This is a genomic window from Paenibacillus gorillae (assembly GCF_000513275.1).
GTDB classification, from domain to species: Bacteria; Bacillota; Bacilli; order Paenibacillales; family Paenibacillaceae; genus Pristimantibacillus; species Pristimantibacillus gorillae.
Genome location: NZ_CBVJ010000015.1, coordinates 1 through 16281 on the forward strand (window position 1 = coordinate 1; position 16281 = coordinate 16281).

Annotated in this window: 29 protein-coding genes, 1 tRNA gene and 1 pseudogene; 27 read left to right on the forward strand and 4 right to left on the reverse strand. The window is 43.2% G+C overall.

Going from position 1 to position 16281, the window contains the following annotated elements; all coding sequences use genetic code 11:
* Nucleotides 1-40: 40 nt before the first annotated feature.
* Nucleotides 41-790: a hypothetical protein gene (locus tag TY10_RS01655; RefSeq protein ID WP_042159937.1), complete on the reverse strand. Its 750-nt coding sequence runs from the start codon at nt 788-790 to the stop codon at nt 41-43.
* Nucleotides 791-907: 117 nt separating this feature from the next.
* Between TY10_RS01655 and TY10_RS01660 the strand changes: the two genes are divergently transcribed.
* From TY10_RS01660 to TY10_RS32425, 10 genes are all read left to right on the forward strand, one after another.
* Nucleotides 908-1375 carry a hypothetical protein gene (locus TY10_RS01660; RefSeq protein WP_042159939.1) on the forward strand — a complete coding sequence of 156 codons (468 nt, stop codon included), beginning with the start codon at nt 908-910 and terminating at the stop codon, nt 1373-1375.
* Between the two features lie 610 nt (nt 1376-1985).
* A complete protein-coding gene (locus TY10_RS01665) occupies nt 1986-2948 on the forward strand; it encodes a hypothetical protein (protein WP_042159941.1) in 963 nt (320 codons plus the stop codon).
* Between the two features lie 132 nt (nt 2949-3080).
* On the forward strand, nt 3081-3293 hold the full coding sequence (locus tag TY10_RS01670) for a hypothetical protein (protein WP_042159943.1): 213 nt from the start codon (nt 3081-3083) through the stop codon (nt 3291-3293).
* 7 nt (nt 3294-3300) lie between these two features.
* The gene (locus TY10_RS01675; protein ID WP_042159945.1) at nt 3301-3798 is read left to right on the forward strand and encodes a hypothetical protein; all 498 of its coding nucleotides are present in this window, start codon (nt 3301-3303) and stop codon (nt 3796-3798) included.
* A 237-nt stretch (nt 3799-4035) separates the two neighbouring features.
* Entirely contained in the window at nt 4036-4203 is a 168-nt protein-coding gene (locus TY10_RS30190) for a hypothetical protein (RefSeq protein ID WP_155985651.1), read from the forward strand.
* Nucleotides 4204-4240: 37 nt separating this feature from the next.
* The gene (locus TY10_RS01685; RefSeq protein WP_042159949.1) at nt 4241-4651 is read left to right on the forward strand and encodes a hypothetical protein; all 411 of its coding nucleotides are present in this window, start codon (nt 4241-4243) and stop codon (nt 4649-4651) included.
* Nucleotides 4652-5050: 399 nt separating this feature from the next.
* The gene (locus TY10_RS01690; protein WP_052350287.1) at nt 5051-5320 is read left to right on the forward strand and encodes a DNA methyltransferase; all 270 of its coding nucleotides are present in this window, start codon (nt 5051-5053) and stop codon (nt 5318-5320) included.
* 297 nt (nt 5321-5617) lie between these two features.
* A complete protein-coding gene (locus TY10_RS29550; RefSeq protein ID WP_272945259.1) occupies nt 5618-6004 on the forward strand; it encodes a LexA family transcriptional regulator in 387 nt (128 codons plus the stop codon).
* Nucleotides 6001-6483 (forward strand): ASCH domain-containing protein, encoded by a 483-nt coding sequence (locus TY10_RS01700; protein WP_042159952.1) that lies wholly within the window; start codon nt 6001-6003, stop codon nt 6481-6483. The genes TY10_RS29550 and TY10_RS01700 overlap by 4 nt, the downstream gene beginning before the upstream one ends.
* On the forward strand, nt 6467-6661 hold the full coding sequence (locus tag TY10_RS32425; RefSeq protein WP_420329371.1) for a zinc-finger domain-containing protein: 195 nt from the start codon (nt 6467-6469) through the stop codon (nt 6659-6661). Before TY10_RS01700 ends, TY10_RS32425 begins: the two co-directional genes overlap by 17 nt.
* 348 nt (nt 6662-7009) lie before the next feature.
* Here TY10_RS32425 and TY10_RS30195 read toward each other — a convergent pair whose 3' ends face one another.
* Nucleotides 7010-7459: a hypothetical protein gene (locus TY10_RS30195; RefSeq protein ID WP_155985652.1), complete on the reverse strand. Its 450-nt coding sequence runs from the start codon at nt 7457-7459 to the stop codon at nt 7010-7012.
* 118 nt (nt 7460-7577) lie between these two features.
* Between TY10_RS30195 and TY10_RS28545 the strand changes: the two genes are divergently transcribed.
* The 17 genes and pseudogenes from TY10_RS28545 to TY10_RS32430 all read left to right on the forward strand — a co-directional run.
* On the forward strand, nt 7578-7892 hold the full coding sequence (locus tag TY10_RS28545) for a hypothetical protein (protein WP_052350289.1): 315 nt from the start codon (nt 7578-7580) through the stop codon (nt 7890-7892).
* A 9-nt stretch (nt 7893-7901) separates the two neighbouring features.
* On the forward strand, nt 7902-8141 hold the full coding sequence (locus tag TY10_RS01710; RefSeq protein ID WP_052350290.1) for a hypothetical protein: 240 nt from the start codon (nt 7902-7904) through the stop codon (nt 8139-8141).
* Nucleotides 8142-8157: 16 nt separating this feature from the next.
* Complete coding sequence (locus tag TY10_RS01715; RefSeq protein WP_052350291.1) at nt 8158-8592, forward strand: hypothetical protein; 435 nt, start codon at nt 8158-8160, stop codon at nt 8590-8592.
* Nucleotides 8593-8641: 49 nt separating this feature from the next.
* Nucleotides 8642-8836, forward strand: a complete 195-nt coding sequence (locus tag TY10_RS30920) for a hypothetical protein (RefSeq protein ID WP_202903127.1) — start codon at nt 8642-8644, stop codon at nt 8834-8836.
* Between the two features lie 27 nt (nt 8837-8863).
* A complete protein-coding gene (locus TY10_RS30925; RefSeq protein WP_202903128.1) occupies nt 8864-9139 on the forward strand; it encodes a hypothetical protein in 276 nt (91 codons plus the stop codon).
* On the forward strand, nt 9139-9369 hold the full coding sequence (locus tag TY10_RS01725; RefSeq protein ID WP_042159953.1) for a hypothetical protein: 231 nt from the start codon (nt 9139-9141) through the stop codon (nt 9367-9369). Before TY10_RS30925 ends, TY10_RS01725 begins: the two co-directional genes overlap by 1 nt.
* A gap of 181 nt (nt 9370-9550) precedes the next feature.
* Complete coding sequence (locus TY10_RS01730; RefSeq protein WP_155985653.1) at nt 9551-9847, forward strand: hypothetical protein; 297 nt, start codon at nt 9551-9553, stop codon at nt 9845-9847.
* A complete protein-coding gene (locus TY10_RS29560) occupies nt 9844-10353 on the forward strand; it encodes a DEAD/DEAH box helicase family protein (protein ID WP_052350292.1) in 510 nt (169 codons plus the stop codon). The genes TY10_RS01730 and TY10_RS29560 overlap by 4 nt, the downstream gene beginning before the upstream one ends.
* On the forward strand, nt 10346-10498 hold the full coding sequence (locus tag TY10_RS30200) for a hypothetical protein (RefSeq protein WP_155985654.1): 153 nt from the start codon (nt 10346-10348) through the stop codon (nt 10496-10498). Before TY10_RS29560 ends, TY10_RS30200 begins: the two co-directional genes overlap by 8 nt.
* Nucleotides 10499-10504: 6 nt before the next feature.
* Nucleotides 10505-10849 (forward strand): SNF2-related protein, encoded by a 345-nt coding sequence (locus TY10_RS30205; RefSeq protein ID WP_155985655.1) that lies wholly within the window; start codon nt 10505-10507, stop codon nt 10847-10849.
* A gap of 380 nt (nt 10850-11229) precedes the next feature.
* Complete coding sequence (locus TY10_RS29570) at nt 11230-11508, forward strand: P-loop NTPase family protein (protein ID WP_052350294.1); 279 nt, start codon at nt 11230-11232, stop codon at nt 11506-11508.
* The gene (locus TY10_RS01740) at nt 11501-11941 is read left to right on the forward strand and encodes a MarR family transcriptional regulator (protein WP_042159957.1); all 441 of its coding nucleotides are present in this window, start codon (nt 11501-11503) and stop codon (nt 11939-11941) included. Before TY10_RS29570 ends, TY10_RS01740 begins: the two co-directional genes overlap by 8 nt.
* 126 nt (nt 11942-12067) lie before the next feature.
* Nucleotides 12068-12484 (forward strand): hypothetical protein, encoded by a 417-nt coding sequence (locus TY10_RS01745; RefSeq protein ID WP_042159959.1) that lies wholly within the window; start codon nt 12068-12070, stop codon nt 12482-12484.
* Between the two features lie 304 nt (nt 12485-12788).
* A complete protein-coding gene (locus TY10_RS01750) occupies nt 12789-13187 on the forward strand; it encodes a sigma-70 family RNA polymerase sigma factor (protein WP_052350295.1) in 399 nt (132 codons plus the stop codon).
* A 31-nt stretch (nt 13188-13218) separates the two neighbouring features.
* Complete coding sequence (locus TY10_RS01755; protein ID WP_042159960.1) at nt 13219-13410, forward strand: helix-turn-helix domain-containing protein; 192 nt, start codon at nt 13219-13221, stop codon at nt 13408-13410.
* A gap of 397 nt (nt 13411-13807) precedes the next feature.
* Complete coding sequence (locus tag TY10_RS01765) at nt 13808-14290, forward strand: hypothetical protein (RefSeq protein WP_042159964.1); 483 nt, start codon at nt 13808-13810, stop codon at nt 14288-14290.
* A gap of 194 nt (nt 14291-14484) precedes the next feature.
* Nucleotides 14485-14745, forward strand: a pseudogene (locus TY10_RS32430) (tyrosine-type recombinase/integrase); the annotation flags it as partial.
* Nucleotides 14746-14878: 133 nt separating this feature from the next.
* Here the strand turns inward: TY10_RS32430 and TY10_RS01770 are convergent.
* Nucleotides 14879-14953 (reverse strand) — tRNA-Val (locus TY10_RS01770).
* A 90-nt stretch (nt 14954-15043) separates the two neighbouring features.
* The gene (locus TY10_RS01775; RefSeq protein ID WP_162160561.1) at nt 15044-16210 is read right to left on the reverse strand and encodes an acyltransferase family protein; all 1167 of its coding nucleotides are present in this window, start codon (nt 16208-16210) and stop codon (nt 15044-15046) included.
* Nucleotides 16211-16281 lie beyond the last annotated feature (71 nt).

The following is a 16281-nucleotide window of genomic DNA, read 5'->3' on the forward strand; positions in this document are numbered from 1 at the left end:
TCCGCATCTGCCTTTTTATAAATTTAAAATGGTGAAATGGTTATCGCTCTACATATTCTGTTGCCCATCTATCAAAAGAATAGACAGTGTTTCCGTATGTATACGAGAAATTGCCCCCAATTTGACCTTCGACGTAAACTAGCAATCCAACACCTGATTCATTAAAATCCCAATTTACCCCAGGGTTAGGGAAGCTTGTCGTACCTGTCGAGGTAGGACCTGTAAAGGTTTTTGTTTCAGTTATAATTGTGCTACTACCGACTAAACCCCATGATGAAATTCTGACTTTGGGTGTAACAGTCGCATTTTTGACGGAATTTTTATCTACAATTTGAGTAATAATATTTCTTCCAGAAGCGGTCCATTTTGTAGAAACATGTGTCAATGAAAGAGTCAACCATCCACCTACACACATATTGCTAAGAGTTGTAATATTACATGAGATAGTAGCATCATAAGTTTTTGTTGTGTTAGTAATGGGGTTGCCAAATGTTTGCATGCCGCCGCCATCAGAATTAGAATCGATTGCATTATACAGAGCAGAAGCTTGTGGTGCAGAATCTTGACGTTCTTGAATAATCCTTTGCAAATCGTCAACATTACCATTTAAAGTTGTTCTTTCAGTCGTAATTTCAGTACCATCTACTACTTCTGTAAAGGTCTCAGTTGAAATTACTTCAAGGCCGTACAAGTCTTGCGGAGGAACTACTGTTTCCGCAGAAACAGGTGCAGCAAGTGACATCAACAAAACGCCAACCAGTAAAACACTACCAAATCTTCTTTTAAACAAAATTTCCTCATCCTTCCTTTTCGTAGATTCGTTTTACATTATGAATTAACTTTGATAAAATGTCTATAGTAAAATACAAAATAAGGAATGATATTTTAGTTGGAGGAGTGATATAGTATGGGTATTGGTAGTTTAATTGGAGGTTTGTGGATTCTTTTATTAATAGCAGTGATACTTATTATATTATTTTCTATTGTTAAATTTTCTGTTGATAAATCTAATTTAAGTAAGGATATTAGAAGTGAATTAAAAAGTGTAAAGAACGAGCTAAGAGAGATAAAAGCAATGCTTGAAAAAAAGAGTGATTTTTTTGTCCTGCAACTGCCACCTATAAGTGAGAGGACAAACAGCAGCGCCCGACACATACACTTACCTGTTTGGTTAGGCGATGAGCTGCAAAAGGTAGATTGCGGGTTGGTATGCGGGTCCTCGAATCCTGATGGCAGAAGTAATCTGCCGGAGGTGATCCTTAATATCTCGTCACAGACACACAACTTTCGCCACGAACATGCGTTCTCTTATTGCTTCCTGCATTGGGAGCATGAATATTTACAGCGTCTTAAAAGGGCGATTCTGAGCGTCTAGTGATGTATGGTTCGTGGTGGCGGAATAGGAACGCAACGCCTGTGCGTCTAGAAGTAGGGGGCGAATCCCGGCGTTTAAGTTGCTGACGTTAGTCAGCTATAAAATCCAATGCGGCTTTGCGGTGAAGTCTGGTCCGTGCATTGTGCTAACTGGCGACCAACGAGAAACTAAGAGCAAACCGTAATAAGGTGCGAATCATTGTCCACGATTAGCCAATTTTCGCACTGCCGGATGGCAACCGAACTTTTGAAGGGATGGTGAGAACCATCACCTCTAGTGATACACTTTGCGGAGACATCCAATTGAGACAGCACACTGAGGGGAATACCCCGGAGCGTTAAGTGTGCATTTGAGCGGCCCAATCCGGGCACGGCGCATTAGCGGTAGGCGCATGAAGAAATTGCCGCCATTTCACAAGCTATTTCCAAGGAGCCGTCCGGCTCCTTTTTTTGTTACGCCGATTCTGGTCCATATTGGCATTGGACTTTGTTCCCCCTTCTGACCTTGACTGCAAGGGTTAAGATTCGGCTCGCAGGCGCAATCCGACGAGTGTTAATAATCGTCGGGCTTACAACAAAACCGCTCCTTAATAAGAGGGGGCGGCTTTGTTGTGTGCTTCATGTTTAGGCTATTACGTAGAATTCAAATGCTTCGGGATGGCTCCAATAAGATTGGCGGACAAAAAGTAGACTTCTTTACTCGCAGCAATTGCGTAAAAGAAGTCTTCGTTAGTTTTGAGAGTGTACCTTTTTGGTTTCATCAGTTCGCCCCCTTGCTCCAAACTTCAACAGCAAAAGAGGAATATCCTTCCTTTTGTCGAAAGGGGTTGTTTGTATATAAGGGGGAGATTGAGATTAGACAGGTTATGATGTTATTAAGCTTAATTTTTGTAAGTATTTTTCTATTTATGGCGGTGTATTTCTCCATTAGTAATACGCCCATTATAAAGGACGTTCAAGGATTTGACGCTGGAATTTTTGTGGGGGCTTTAGGTGGGGTGTTAGGCGGTTCATTTACTTATTTTGCTGTGAAAAAGACTTTGGAGAATGATCGCCTGCGCGCAATTGAGGACAATAGATCTTATTTATCCATTACAAATAGAATCACTACTTACACTGCTATTATGAAACAAGGATCTACACGGATTTTGAGTACTGATGAAATCAGAAAATTACACAAAATTTACCCTGTAAATCAAAATAATGAAGTATTTTATTTCGAGATAAATCATAGTGGAAATCCTTCTGTGATCTATGATGTTAATTTAAAAATAACATATCCCAATAATAAAGTTGCGAATAACTATTTGGGGATTATTGAAAAGTCAACTAAAATATTAGTACCACTTTATCCAATATATTTACCTGAATCGAAGAAAGAAAATCCATCATTCGCAGAGATTACATATAGAACTTTAGGGGGGGAAAGAATTATTTACAGAATTAAATATGATCATATTAAGAATACAACAAAAGAACAATATTTAACTATTGAAAATAATAAAGAGAAATTAATTATTGATTCACCTGAACATACAGCTGTATCTTATATCAATTTATTGGAGGGAAAGTAAGGATGAACGTCAAACTACGGCAGAGTAGATTTCTTTACTCGCGGCTAATGTGAGAGGTGGTTGGTCTAATCTTCGACAACTAAAGAGGGATTTCCTTCCTTTTGTCGAATGGTTTGTGCGGGAGGGGTCAATGTGAATTTAAATAAAAGAGATCATTTCTATATTTTCGTAATAATGCTGATGGTTTTCTCTGCAGTTACTCTTTGCACAATTGTATTTTACAACTCAGAAAAAGCAGTGATGGGGATCAGCGTTGCTTCGACTCTTATTTCAATCGTATTAGCTGTGCTGGCAATAGCATACACCTTTATGGACAGCATGAGTTCGAAAAAACCATATTCATGATCTGAAAGTGACCACAGAGAAGTTAGCAGATTCGGTTGAGTTAGAAAAAGAGTTGATTAGTAAGTTTCAAACTCAATTGGGGGAAGTAACGTCGCTAAAAGACGAATTGTTCAGGAGTATCGTGGATACTGAAGAGTGGAGAACTACGTTAATAAATCGATTAGATGAAATGAAAAGTAAGAGTGACAGTGACAGTGATAGTGTAGTTACACTTGATAAGGTAAAAGAAATGTTGAATGAATTGCCGGCTCATCGACCGGAAACAAAAATGGATAGAGTAGATGCAATTTTGTTGCGCAATAGAATTGTGGAATTCTTGAAGGACTCGGAACCGACTTCGATAATGAATATACGTAATTATTTTGAAATTCAATCTGGTCACACCAGAAATGAAGTAACTCAAGCATTAGCATATCTTATCGGTTCCGGCCAACTGAAACATGTGATAAGGAATGGTGATTTATATTATAAGTATAATATGCCATTAACAGATGTGATTAGTTAATCTACCAAAAAGTCATCTCTCCTAGTTAGCAGGAAGAGATGACTTTTTAGATTCGGAGGAATCAAGCAATGAAAGTTAAATGTAATGGCCGAACCGGCTGCGGCAAGGGATTCGAGATTAAAGTTCAAACAATATCGCTGCCTGACGGAGTTGAGCATATATATATGCTTCAATTGCCCCTACTGCGGATACCGCTACACTGGCGGTTATATAGATCATGAGATTCGTCAGCTGCAGATGAAAATACAACAAGTTCAAAAGCGGTTCGGCGACAAGCGCTACAATAAAGAGGTTGTGATTAAGCAGGAGAAGAAGATAAAGCAAGAGATATCTAATAAGATGGATGGGCTGCGGAAGAAGATCGAGGATGCCGCAGCTGCTGAACAAGGGCGCTCAGATGAGTAGCCTTTTTTATTTTGTCCATTAGAGAGGATGAGACGGGATGAGTACAACGAAGCTTATATATGTTGGGCCAACAATCGAAGGTTTGCGGCAGAGCGCTACATACACCGGAGGGCTGCCAGCTAGCCAATCTTATTTGCTGGAGAAGTATCCGGAAATCAATATACTTCTTGTACCTCTCACTGCGAGTGCTACGACCATTGCTGCAATAAAGATCTCTGGCACACCCGAAAATGCTGCATTTAACAAATTGAGCGGCGGAGGCAGCCAGAAGGATCCGGAAAGATCAGGTGGAGAATCGATACCGCGCCCGTCCGCCGGACCAGTTGATGTGGAGCTGCTACGCGCAGCTACTAGCGGCAACGGGCCACAGCCGGTAATGTCGATTTGGCATTCACAGTTCGCGGGACAAGCGCAAGCCGAACAATATTTTTCGAGCTTGGCGAAATGAACGGAGTGTTTGTGCAATGCACCGTATTTAGCGCAACGGATCCTCAGAAGATGGTGACCCAATCTTCGGGAGGAAACGACGCTCATCCTGCGGACCGCTACTATTACGACAATGAAGCAATAAAATAGCCGGGTGGTGCAAGACGAATGGGCAAATGGTTTCCGTGGTGGATCTTACACAGAGGGAAGCACATTCGATAATCAAAAGGGTGGAAAGCGAAAGGCGAAGGGAAACTTCAAAGTTCCCACTGGATGGGATACGGAAGCAGGGACTCATACTTCTATTCATCGAACCGGTAGAAGTCGAGCAAATTCTTTTGCGAGATCCGTTAACGAATCATAGCCACCAGGCCAGCAAAAGCAACAGCGTTCGGATCGTGAGGATGTTGATTATAGCGGTATGCGAAACAAGCGGAGCGTATGGACCGTGGCAACTCAACCATTTCCAGAAGCCCATTTCGCCACCTTCCCTGAAAAGTTAATAGAACCATGCATCTTGGCAGGTGCCCCTGTTGGTGGTCGGGTAATTGATCCATTTGGCGGCTCTGGAACAACTTTAAAGGTGGCGTTAGAAAATAACCGGGAGTGTACGATCAGTGAATTAGGTGAGCAATACGTAGAGATTGCGGAAAAAAGAGCATCCACGATTCAACCGAAGATGCAATTCTAAAACAAATTAAAAAGGAGAGGGCTGCAGCTACTCTCCTTTTTAATTTTATAAGCATCACCCTCTGTACGCGATATCATTGATCGCGGGCGAGCTAACATTATGGGTTGATGACGGTCAGAATCTTACAGAAATTATATTCAATAAACCGTATTGTTACTAGCGGTAATACAAGGAAGGAGATGGATTGCGAATGGAAAAAGTCACTCCCACTCAACATCGAGAATTAACTGCTCCCCAGCACCGGGTGCTGCTCTTTGTTAAACATCACATTGCATCCAAAAGGTACCCCCCCCATCAATTCGAGAAGTTCAGGTTGGCTTGGGGTATGCATCAGAATCTAGTGTTCATGGACTTATGAAACAGCTGATCAAAAAGGGCTATCTATACCGGGATTCAAACGGTCCTCGAGCAATCAGAGTAATCGAACAGGGGAATAGTATTTCTCCGCGACCGGAAGTGCAATGGTTTACAGAACGCATGGAGGAAACTCTGCGGGCCAACGACCACAAAACAGGCTGGGCGGATTGTTCGGCGGACTGGCTAGCAAACCAAATGCACAAGAAATTGATGACACTGTGGCAATTATCTGACCCAGAGACAATCGTTACGCTGGCAGCCGATATTGCCAACTATTCCATGATGGTTGCAGATAACGCCCGCCGGCAAAAGGAGGCGAACAAATGAAAGTCATATCTGTTATGCAGTCGTGGGCGCAGCTCATTGTCTTGAAAGAAAAGTGGAACGAGACGCGGAACTGGGCGACAAAGCATCGTGGGCCGCTGGCAATCCACGCTAGTAAGAAAATAGATAAGGCAGCATGTGAACTGGAGCCGATCCGCTCCGTTCTTGCGAAGCATAGATTTCATGCCGGGAATCTTCCTACAGGCGCGATTATTGGCACGACCATCCTCGATGATTGTCACAAAGTAACGGCTAATGATGGCGAGTCTGCGCTAGTAGATCCTGGCATCCTCGTGGTCGGTAATGAGTTTTACTTTGGTGATTACTCTATTGGGCGCTATGCTTGGTCATTGCTGGATATTAAGCGCCTTGCTCCCCCCCCCCCCATTCCAGTTAAAGGAAAACTAAGCTTAAGGGAACACCCAATAGACACTGGTAATCGAACGGAAGCAGGTTGTTGTTCAGATAAGCAATTTACTTGAAGGCAGTTGTGCGAATTGCCCGAAGCGTGCTGAGCTTGGCTTGCTGCACGGGACCACATTCTCAAAAATCGACGGATTCTGTAATCGTGAATGCCAGATTGGTATGCAACTGCAGGATCTGGGAGGCCAACTCCGGTCGGCTATACGACCCCGAGTTAAGGTGGATTTTGAAGAATAGGAGGTTCAAATGATAAAGATCGCTGATGTAAAGTGGTCGGTTATATAGGTTTTGATCCACAACATGGTTCCTCTTAGTTTTAATACATCTTCACAATCTACAGTTTCTGCAGATAAGGTTTGGATTCTTTTTAATAATTCATCAGTTGATTCCAATTCAAAACACCCCTTACATCATGAATTATTGTAAGTAAATAAAAGCATATATAGCCTGTACAGGGTGTAATTTGACTGGTTTTGTCACATTTCGGAGCATAGAGCGGGCTGAATACATTCAAAAGAATGAACCAGTTGGAATTTTAATAAACCCCTGAAAGTTCAGGGGTTTGAAACTAATTGATAGTATTACCTAACAAGGATTAACAAATAAAAAGCGTGTAATGTGAACCGGCTGTCTTATAGGTGCAGGGGCACCAACTAGGGAGATCCAAGTATCAACTTGCTGACCGTCAGGTGATATACCGACGGGGTTGATAGCTACGGCACTAACATATGGACCAAAGTTGATGATAGCTAAAGTCCATTTAAAAAAACATGATGGTATATCGGCAGTAAAACTTTTATAGACATCTTCAGGTTCTGAGAGAGGTTTGATAGGTCTTCTGTCGGGGGGAAGTTGTTCTAGTGGAACAACATAAGGGTACAGAATTAATCTAACCCTCTCAGTAGGATTTGCATTGAAATAACGTGCCCAATCAAGGACTTGAGCCTGGGTAGCTCCCATTAATGAAGATGGAGCTTGTTGATTTGATTGTGTAAAAGTCAATTTATCATATCCCTTCAGTTCAATTAAGCCCATCGTATGCCCTTGAATTACTAATGGTTACAGTAATGTTTTTTACTGGTGAATAAACTGGCTAAGTAATACTGTTTATAGTTTGACCATCTTGATTAATGCTGAATGTGGAGGCGAAAAGATGCAGAGATGCGATTATAAAACATGTCAGGCGGAAGCTACGACTAAAGGTTATGTATTCGGGCGTGTGAAGGGAAGCGGAGATGATTTTTCATATTTACCTGTTAATGCCTGTGATGATGACAAAAAAATTGACGGTTTCTTTGAGGAAATCGACGGTGCGAGAAGCAATACACCGGACGCCACTGATGAATTTGCTAAAGCCTGCAGGGAGTTGAAAAGAAGCCTGGAGGAACTAGCAGAGCGATTGGGTGTATTTCGATTCTTATATTGGCTGGAAGCCAAGTTAAAGAATCACCTTAAAAAAGGCAGGTGAAGAAGTTCTATGGCCTTTGTAATTCAGGACATTAAGTCTGAGAAGTACCTCAAACATGACGGAACGGATAATGATCATCCTTATGATGACGTTGAAAAGGTAGAAGAGGCAGAGCAGTTTCCTAACTATAAGCACGCATGCTTTGCAGCCTTCTGGTATGCAGATATGACCGGAAATGGCGTGTTATTGATCGTGAAACCGGCATTCGGTACATCCAAGATAGAGGCGAGAGATTTAAACCAGAAGTAGAATCGGATCAATAACCATGAGCAAATTGATCACTACTTTTCAGACAACGACCCGACTCTTCCGCCAACCTAAGAAAATTGGAGATGTGCTTGAGTATAAAGATAAATCGTATTTGATACTTGGAATCGAGAAATTTGAACTTTACGGTAATAAGTTGAGAATATGGTTTACATGTCAAGACTTGAGCCAAACGGAATATATCTCGGTCAAAAAGGCATATCCCAAGGCGCATTTCATCGAATTGTTTGTGCAGTTCCGACATGATGATACTGAGAAAATAAGGCGAATGGAGCTCGGTAAGACGTGGACGGTACATGGCAAAGTTTACAAGGTTACGGAGTACACGGAGATAAAGCTGATCGGTACCGACATCTATATTTCAATGGCAGCTTGCCCAATTCATCCAATTGATCGCAAGGAAGCAAAGCGAAGCTGTTCACGGAGCGGCTAAAAAAACTGAATTTAGAATTGCTTTAATCGATTGAAAGGAGAGGTTCCGGATGGCAGGCAAACACTACGGTCCACCTGAGCAGTATGAAGACAAGCTCGTTAAGGTTATGCAGTGTTTGGGAACCACAGATTACAATTTCGACTGGGGCCGGCGCGGTGGCTGGGTAGAGTTTCGCATCAATGGCCAGCTTTACCGGTTCGACCGTTCCGTTGAAAAAGCTCAGGAAAACGGTCAAAAGATTTAATTTAGCAGCGATGCCTTCGCGCAGCTCGTGCTGGCGCTCGAGGATCTGGCGCGGCTTGCAGAGCGTGGTATTTATAAGCTGCAGACGTGGATCGAAGGTATGCGATACCTGCCGACACTGCTGGAGCTGTCGGCATGCTTCCGAGTATTAAGTTTTGACCACCTACCGGATATTGCCATGGTGACGGGCAGGTACCGTTCAATTGCTAAACAACAGCATCGAGATAACGGCGGGAGCAATGTACAATTCATTGCACTCCAAAAAGCAGCGGAAGAAGCAAAACGATATTTGGAGGAAGCATAATGGCGAAAATCACAATTCAATATGACAATGATAGGCCGGAAGAGGTTCATGAGGTTTCACAATTCGTATTGGTACATGTGCCGCCAAGTGAGCTGGAGGAGAATTTGATCATGACGGCCCAATGTTCCAATGAATTTCTGCGGAAAGCAATATCGGATGAAAATGCAAAGGATTACTATAAACAGGCATTCAAGGCAATGAGCAATAAGAGGTTAGGAAAGCAATTCTGAACATTCCAGAAATAGTGTATTAAAATCATAGCTACAAGATGCACCAGGATGCGCGCTGCGATTCTGACGGCAAACTGCTACCATTAAACCGAACATATGTTTGGGGTTGTTGCTATTGAGCGGCCCTTTATCAAGGATGCACGAACTTGCTAACCTTCTCGTACTTCAGAGATTCAAGACAATGCAAGAGAAGCAGATGCAAAATAACGTTGAACAGTTTTTGAATGAACGAAACATTCCTTATGAAAGGGAAAAAAGGTTGGATGACAAGGATATTCCTGACTTTTTAATCGATGGAATCGTCCTCGAAGTAAAAACGAAATGCTCAAATAAAGCGATATATCGACAACTCGAACGATACTCCCGCCATGAAAATGTAACTGGCCTGTTATTGCTAACTGGAACGAGTATGCATCTACCTCCAACAATTAACGATAAACCAGCTTTGATCGCTCCACTTGGAATGGGGTGGCTATGAGTAAGACATACGGCAAGTTGGAGCTGATAGAAGCTCAATGGCGGCTCTCAGGTATAACACCGCATGTTGCGATCCGGTTGAAACAAATATTCCCGCGAATCGCGAAATGGGATACTGGGCCGTTTAACTTCCCGACCGACAGCGCCCACAGTGCGGACTTATCCTGGTTCACGCAACGGTACCCGATGCAAATGGATGAAGTCAGCCAGCGGGCACTAATCCAAGGCCGTGAGCAGTTTGAGGCGGAACAAGCGCGAATGGAAGAAATTCTGCGACGTGATTACATGCCGCCGCCGCGAGTGGGATTTAAGCCGGGGCAAATGGTGCGACCATATCAAGCGCAAGCTGCTGAGCTGACGTTGTTCAGAAAGTCGCTGTTGCTCGGTGATGCGGTGGGATTAGGTAAGACATACAGCGCCGCCGCATTGATGCTTGACGGGAGAGCGCTTCCGGCAGCAGTTGTGATGCAAACACATCTTCAAGATCAAATGGAAAAACATGATTGAGGCATTCACATCGCTTCGCGTTCACAAAATCAAAGGCACTCGTCCATATGAGCTGCCGCCAGCAGACGTTTACCTCTACAAATACAGCCAACTGCTCGGCTGGATAGATACCTTTAGCGATGGATTTTTTAAAGCAGTCATCTAAGACGAAGTGCAGGAACTTCGAAGGGGCACTGATAGCGGAAAAGGGCAGGCGGCGAAGCGACTCTCCGGATCCGTCGAATACCGCCTAGGGCTGTCAGCGACGCCAATCTATAACTATGGAGTGGAGATACACAACATTATGAGTTTTCTCGATGGCAATGTCCTCGGCAGCTTTGACGAGTTCATGCGAGAGTGGTGTGTCGGTTATCGGGAAGTTAAGGATCCGGAAGCGCTGGGCTCATTCCTGAGAGAGCAAAATGTCTTCCTGCGCCGGACGAAAAAAGATGTCGGTCAGCAAATGCCGCCGGTGAACCAAATACCGTCCATGTTGACTCAGACGAAGAATCTCTGAAATCGGTAGAAGATTTAGCCTGGCAGCTGGCAATTAAGACGACGATCGGCTCATTCATGGAGCGCGGGCGTGCTGGCCGTCAGTTGGATTTGCTTATGCGGCATGCAACTGGAGTTGCAAAAGCAAAGTCTGTCGCCAGGTATGCAAGGATATGGTTGGAGTCATATGTCCCGATTATGCTGATGGGCTGGCACCGAGACGTTTACGATATTTAGCTGCAGGAACTGGAAGAGTTTAATCCGGTCATGTATACGGGCAGCGAGAGTGAGCACCAAAAGGCCGAAGCAGTTCGGAAATTTGTATCGGGCGAGACTAACATCTTCATTATGTCACTCTGAAGCGGCGCCGGACTCAACGGTTTGCAATTTAGATGTTCCACCGTGGTGTACGGCGAACTTGACTGGTCGCCAAAAGTACATGAGCAGATTAGCGGCCGGTTGGACCGGGAGGGGCAGGAGGAACAGGTAACTGGTATTTACTTGATTTCTGATGACGGCTCAGACCCGCCAATGGTCGAGATACTCGGTATCAAATCGTATCAGTCTCAGGGCATTGTCGATCCCGGCCAGCAACTAGAAGCTAAACATTCCGATAAAAGCTGTATTCAAGCTTTAGCAGAACAGTTTCTCATCAAGAAGGAGGCGGCAGCAGATGATTGAACTAACTGTTCCTCAGTACGATCTCATGCAAGTGATATCGAAGCATCCCGGCATCCGATACGGCGAGATACTTGAGAAGGAATTAATTCGTACAGAAGTCATATCTGGTCATTTGCACGCCCTAACAAAGAAGGGTCTGGTTCGTAAAGAAGGCGAAAAAAGCCGCTTCAAGTTTTACAGTACCGGCCTTGAATACAGACTTGAGTCAGAAACGGGTGTTTCTGGCACAACAATCAAGCCTAACAAGGTCGACAAGCTTATTAATGACGCCTTGAACACTGAGCTGACTGCAGAGCAGCAGCGGATCCTTAAAGAGAACAAACACCTGCCACGGACGGAATTGTCCAGATTGATCGGCATATCAAAATTCACATTGAACCTGTTAATGGATAGAGGATTGAAATTAGGAAGCCAAAATCGAGAGGAGCAATAAAATCATGAAAACAACGATTAACGTTGATTTTACAAAAAACAATACCAATAAAAAGAATGAAGTAGAGCTTGGCTTTTTCGTTCGCGGGGTGCGCTTACAGACGAACAAATCATTAAGTTAGCACGGATGAAGGCTGTCGGCGAGGTTGTTATCGAGATTAAAACACCTCAGACCGATTTTGATGATTATGATCGTGAGCAAACGACTCCTATGAGAGAAGGCATTCGGGCTAAATTAAATCCCGATTACACGGTTGATATTGAATCTAAACAAGAAGAATCCGGCGAGCAGCTCAGCATCGATGATGTAGGCAACGAGTGCAGAAGCCCGCAAGATGAGTCGTCTGGGACAGCGGGTGAAGGCAACGGAGCTGAGGAATCTGAAGAGTGGAAGCCGCAGAGGATGATTCGACGGATACAGAAGAATCCGATGACGGAGCTGACGATGACGATGCGCAAGATGATGAAAGTGATGAGGAAGAGTCTGCTGCCGGCGATTCTGGTGATGGGGCGTCAACTGAAGAAGACGCATGGTAATGCGTAAATGGAATTGGGGTTTAATTGCTGCGGTTGTTTTATGTCTCATGTTTTGGTTGTTAGCGTTTTGACTGGTTTATAAGCTGTAAATTGTTTTGGGCTCCCGGCGATCCCGGGGCCCACTCCCACAAAGGGGCGTGAGGGAAGTGGGTGATCGGAAACGAAAACGTGAAGCAATTCCTGAATTGGATGAACGGGGGTTCCTACTCGACTTAAAGGATCTTGAGGCGGGTTACCGGGCCACTTACAGAAATCTACGTGCAGCTCTGGTTGCAACGGGTTAGAACGGAACCCATCCAGATGAACCAATTTTGCGCAGCACTATTTCGGATATAAATTATGTAATCAACTGGATGCAAACAGGACGCCGGCCGCACAGTAAGCGCGGAATAGAGCGACGCGGCGTGTATGCAAATACAAAACTTATAGATCCGATGATTATGCAAAATTATAGCAACAACTATAACTCCCGCAGCGAATCGACTCTGACACCAGAGCAGAAATTCAAGCTAGAGCAGGCGCTGAAGATGTTGAGCCCGCAGGAACGCGAAGCTTACGAATTAGCGCATGGCCGGGGACTCCCGCACAGTGAGATTGCCAAACTGCTTGGAATAACCAAGGGAGCAATCGATAAGATGATCCAGCGAGCTCATAAGAAAGTATCGGGTGAGGAACAGGGAAATTTATTTCTTCTGGTGACGGATGAATGAAAGCAAGAAGAAACTCTTAGGAGGAATGGGAATGAGTGATAGGGATGAACTTCCAGATTCACTGGAAGTTAAACATATACAAAAGCTTTTGAATTGTGGCCGAAGACAAGCATATGAACTCGTTAACTCTGGACAATTTCATGCTGTAAGGGTTGAAACTAAGATAAAGGTTTCCAAGAAAGTCTTTTTTCAATGGTATGAAGGACAAGAACGCAGTAGTTAAAGGAGAGGTAGTCGGGAACAAAAGGAGCAAAGGTGACGGATTATTGACCTTTGCTCCTTTTGATAAACCTGTCCTTACTAAAAATAGAATTTATTTCGCTTGCTACAGGTGTTATCCATTTTATGTAATTTTAGACATGCATCAATATAAAATGTCGATTGATGCAAAATTAGAAGAGGAGGAATTAGCTTGGCAGTAATTAAAGATAAGACAATCAAAAAAAACCCTGGTACTTTGTTATTGAGGCGAAAGAGAGTAAGGGGAATGGTCGAATCAAGAGGCGAGGATTTGGAACGAAAGCGGCTGCGGAAAAGGGACGAAGAGAACTGCTTATTGAAATCGAAAAAGGGATTGATTTAAATGGCGACAAAATGCTTTTTAAAGATCTGCTGCATAATTGGTTGCGCGGGAGAAAAAAAATGGGGATGAAACTAGAAGGATTTATAAGTGGTTAATTAATGACCATATAATACCGGCATTTAAAGAGGAGGACATATTGGTTAAAAAAATCACACCATTAATGATAGAGAACATTTATCAAAGATGGGAAGAAGCCGGAGAAGATAGTTTGTGTAGTGACAATCAAAGGAAATGCCACACTATAATTAAAGCAGTCGGTTGGGGGATCATAACTATTAATCCGGCTGACCACGTAGAAACGCCTACTATTAAAGCGAAGGAAATGGATTATTGGACTTCTGAAGAATGTCATAGGTTTCTACGGGAAGCAGAAAAAGATAGATATTACCAAGCATTCTTACTAGCTATTGTTGCAGGAATGAGACAAGGTGAGATACTTGGAGCCGAAAAAACTGATGTTAAATTCACTGCAAAATCCCTTTCAATACACCAGACATTAGAACACGACGGAAAAAAATAACCCCGGGAACTAAAAGAGGGTTCGGACGGTCAATAGGTTTAGACATATTTACTCTAGAGAAACTTGAGAAACTGATTTATAGATCGAAAGTAGAGAAATTAAGAGCAGGTGATTTATATAAGGATAATAACTTGTTAATCTGCACACAGTTAGGAACACCTGTATAACCAAGAAATCTTAATCGATCTTTTAGTAGAATCATTGAGAGGATTAATCAAAATCTCCGTTGGAATGAAGAACCTCTTAAGAAAATCAGATTTCATGATCTTCGACATTCGCATGTCGTAATGTTATTGGAAATGCGAGAGAATTTAAAAAGAATAGCCGAGAGAATGGGTTGGTCCAGTGTAAAGACGCTTGATAGATACGCTCATATTACTCCACATATGCATCAAGATACCGCCGATACTTTTGGGAAAATGTTTTATTCTAAATCTAAACATCAGATCGTTTAGGAGTCAAAAAATGATCCAAATAAAACGCACCAAAAACGCGCCAATAGTGAAATTCATCCATTTTTCATCGAATCGTCTAAACGTGCTCATAAGAAAAAACCCTAACGTAGTAAGGGTTTCAGTGGGTTTATTATGGTAGGACGGATGGGGATCGAACCCATGACCCCTACCCTGTCAAGGTAGTGCTCTCCCGCTGAGCTACCGTCCTGCGATAGTTAATATAATATCACAAATTAAATTGAGAAATCAAGTATAAATTTAAGGAATTTATACTTGATCGTTTAGTAATGCCATTCCATTAAAACTTCACAACCGGCTCGGATGGCTGATGTGTCTCCTTTTTGCTTCTAGTGCCGATCCGTTTGCCCCATTTGATGGCAGGCACTTCGATATAGTTATAGGATGCTGCAGCTATGAGGATAGTCCAGAAGAAAGCCAGTACATAGATTATTGAAAGCGGTAGTTTGCCATGAAACAAGTAGATGAAGCTAAACAGCACGAGCAGGTGGTACAGGTATATGCTATAGGAAATATCGCCGAAAAAGGCAATGATACGAATGCTGAGGAGTCGCGTCACTCGGGCTGAGCCCAGCGCGATGATGATCAGTATGGCGCAGCTAACAGTTGTCGTGTAGTCATCGAGTATTTCTTGGTAATGGCGTAATCCGACGCGATTTCCTACTGCCATCGCTAGCTCCGAGTAAGTGAAGAGAATGTAGGCTAGACCGAGCAGGCTCCACTTCCATGCTTTTGAGCTTTTTACGAAAAGGCCGACAATGAACTCTCTGTGCTTGGCCAGCAGTCCGCCGATGAGGAATATGGTGGTGTAGTGAAGGGTATCCATGAAGCCAGTGTGAAATCCATAGCTATGATCATAACCGAAGATGTTTTTGGTGCCGCTAATAGCAGAGAGAGCCAGACACAATCCAAGCACCGTTTTCCAATTCCACTTCATAATAATGAGGGCTAGCAATGGGAAAATGATCGAGATTCGCATCTCTTGAACCAATGACCAGATAACATTGTTATATAGGTTGGAGTTATAGTTCCCGATAAGAAGCAGGTTTTCGACTACTGATTTTACAGTTACCGGTTCGTTCCATGAGGAGTTGAACCAGCTGCCTAGCGATGATATTCCTCCGGTGGACAGCCAAGAGCAGAGGAGGATCGAGAATACCATGGCAAACCAGAATGGAACGTAAATTCTTAATATTCTTTTTAATAGAAAGGTTTTGTAGGAAATGGCGTTGTTTTTCAAAAACGGGAGCATGAGAACGAAGCCGCTAAGCAGGAAAAATAAAATGACAGCGCCGTGTCCATTTTTTATAAACGCAAGGGGCGAGAATTTAAACAATAGAACGGATAGGGCCGGCTTGACCTCAACTTGATAATAATGACTGAAGACGACAGCAATCGCTGCCAAGCCTCTCATTGCGTCCAACTGTCCAATCCGGTTTTTATTCATCACTCTCATCCTCAATCTCTTTATTTGATACAAATTGTATCATAATGTTCGGAAATTGAGAAGACTTTGCT

Excerpts from the sequence above, each read along its gene's own strand:
- TY10_RS01660 (WP_042159939.1), top strand. The coding sequence starts at position 908 with ATGGGTATTGGTAGTTTAATTGGAGGTTTGTGGATTCTTTTATTAATA.
- TY10_RS30190 (WP_155985651.1), top strand. The coding sequence starts at position 4,036 with ATGAAAATACAACAAGTTCAAAAGCGGTTCGGCGACAAGCGCTACAAT.
- TY10_RS01685 (WP_042159949.1), top strand. The coding sequence starts at position 4,241 with ATGAGTACAACGAAGCTTATATATGTTGGGCCAACAATCGAAGGTTTG.
- TY10_RS01690 (WP_052350287.1), top strand. The coding sequence starts at position 5,051 with ATGCGAAACAAGCGGAGCGTATGGACCGTGGCAACTCAACCATTTCCA.
- TY10_RS01700 (WP_042159952.1), top strand. The coding sequence starts at position 6,001 with ATGAAAGTCATATCTGTTATGCAGTCGTGGGCGCAGCTCATTGTCTTG.
- TY10_RS30195 (WP_155985652.1), bottom strand. The coding sequence starts at position 7,459 with ATGGGCTTAATTGAACTGAAGGGATATGATAAATTGACTTTTACACAA.
- TY10_RS28545 (WP_052350289.1), top strand. The coding sequence starts at position 7,578 with ATGCAGAGATGCGATTATAAAACATGTCAGGCGGAAGCTACGACTAAA.
- TY10_RS01710 (WP_052350290.1), top strand. The coding sequence starts at position 7,902 with ATGGCCTTTGTAATTCAGGACATTAAGTCTGAGAAGTACCTCAAACAT.
- TY10_RS01715 (WP_052350291.1), top strand. The coding sequence starts at position 8,158 with ATGAGCAAATTGATCACTACTTTTCAGACAACGACCCGACTCTTCCGC.
- TY10_RS30920 (WP_202903127.1), top strand. The coding sequence starts at position 8,642 with ATGGCAGGCAAACACTACGGTCCACCTGAGCAGTATGAAGACAAGCTC.
- TY10_RS01725 (WP_042159953.1), top strand. The coding sequence starts at position 9,139 with ATGGCGAAAATCACAATTCAATATGACAATGATAGGCCGGAAGAGGTT.
- TY10_RS01730 (WP_155985653.1), top strand. The coding sequence starts at position 9,551 with ATGCAAGAGAAGCAGATGCAAAATAACGTTGAACAGTTTTTGAATGAA.
- TY10_RS29560 (WP_052350292.1), top strand. The coding sequence starts at position 9,844 with ATGAGTAAGACATACGGCAAGTTGGAGCTGATAGAAGCTCAATGGCGG.
- TY10_RS30200 (WP_155985654.1), top strand. The coding sequence starts at position 10,346 with ATGATTGAGGCATTCACATCGCTTCGCGTTCACAAAATCAAAGGCACT.
- TY10_RS01740 (WP_042159957.1), top strand. The coding sequence starts at position 11,501 with ATGATTGAACTAACTGTTCCTCAGTACGATCTCATGCAAGTGATATCG.
- TY10_RS01745 (WP_042159959.1), top strand. The coding sequence starts at position 12,068 with ATGAAGGCTGTCGGCGAGGTTGTTATCGAGATTAAAACACCTCAGACC.
- TY10_RS01755 (WP_042159960.1), top strand. The coding sequence starts at position 13,219 with ATGAGTGATAGGGATGAACTTCCAGATTCACTGGAAGTTAAACATATA.
- TY10_RS01775 (WP_162160561.1), bottom strand. The coding sequence starts at position 16,210 with ATGAATAAAAACCGGATTGGACAGTTGGACGCAATGAGAGGCTTGGCA.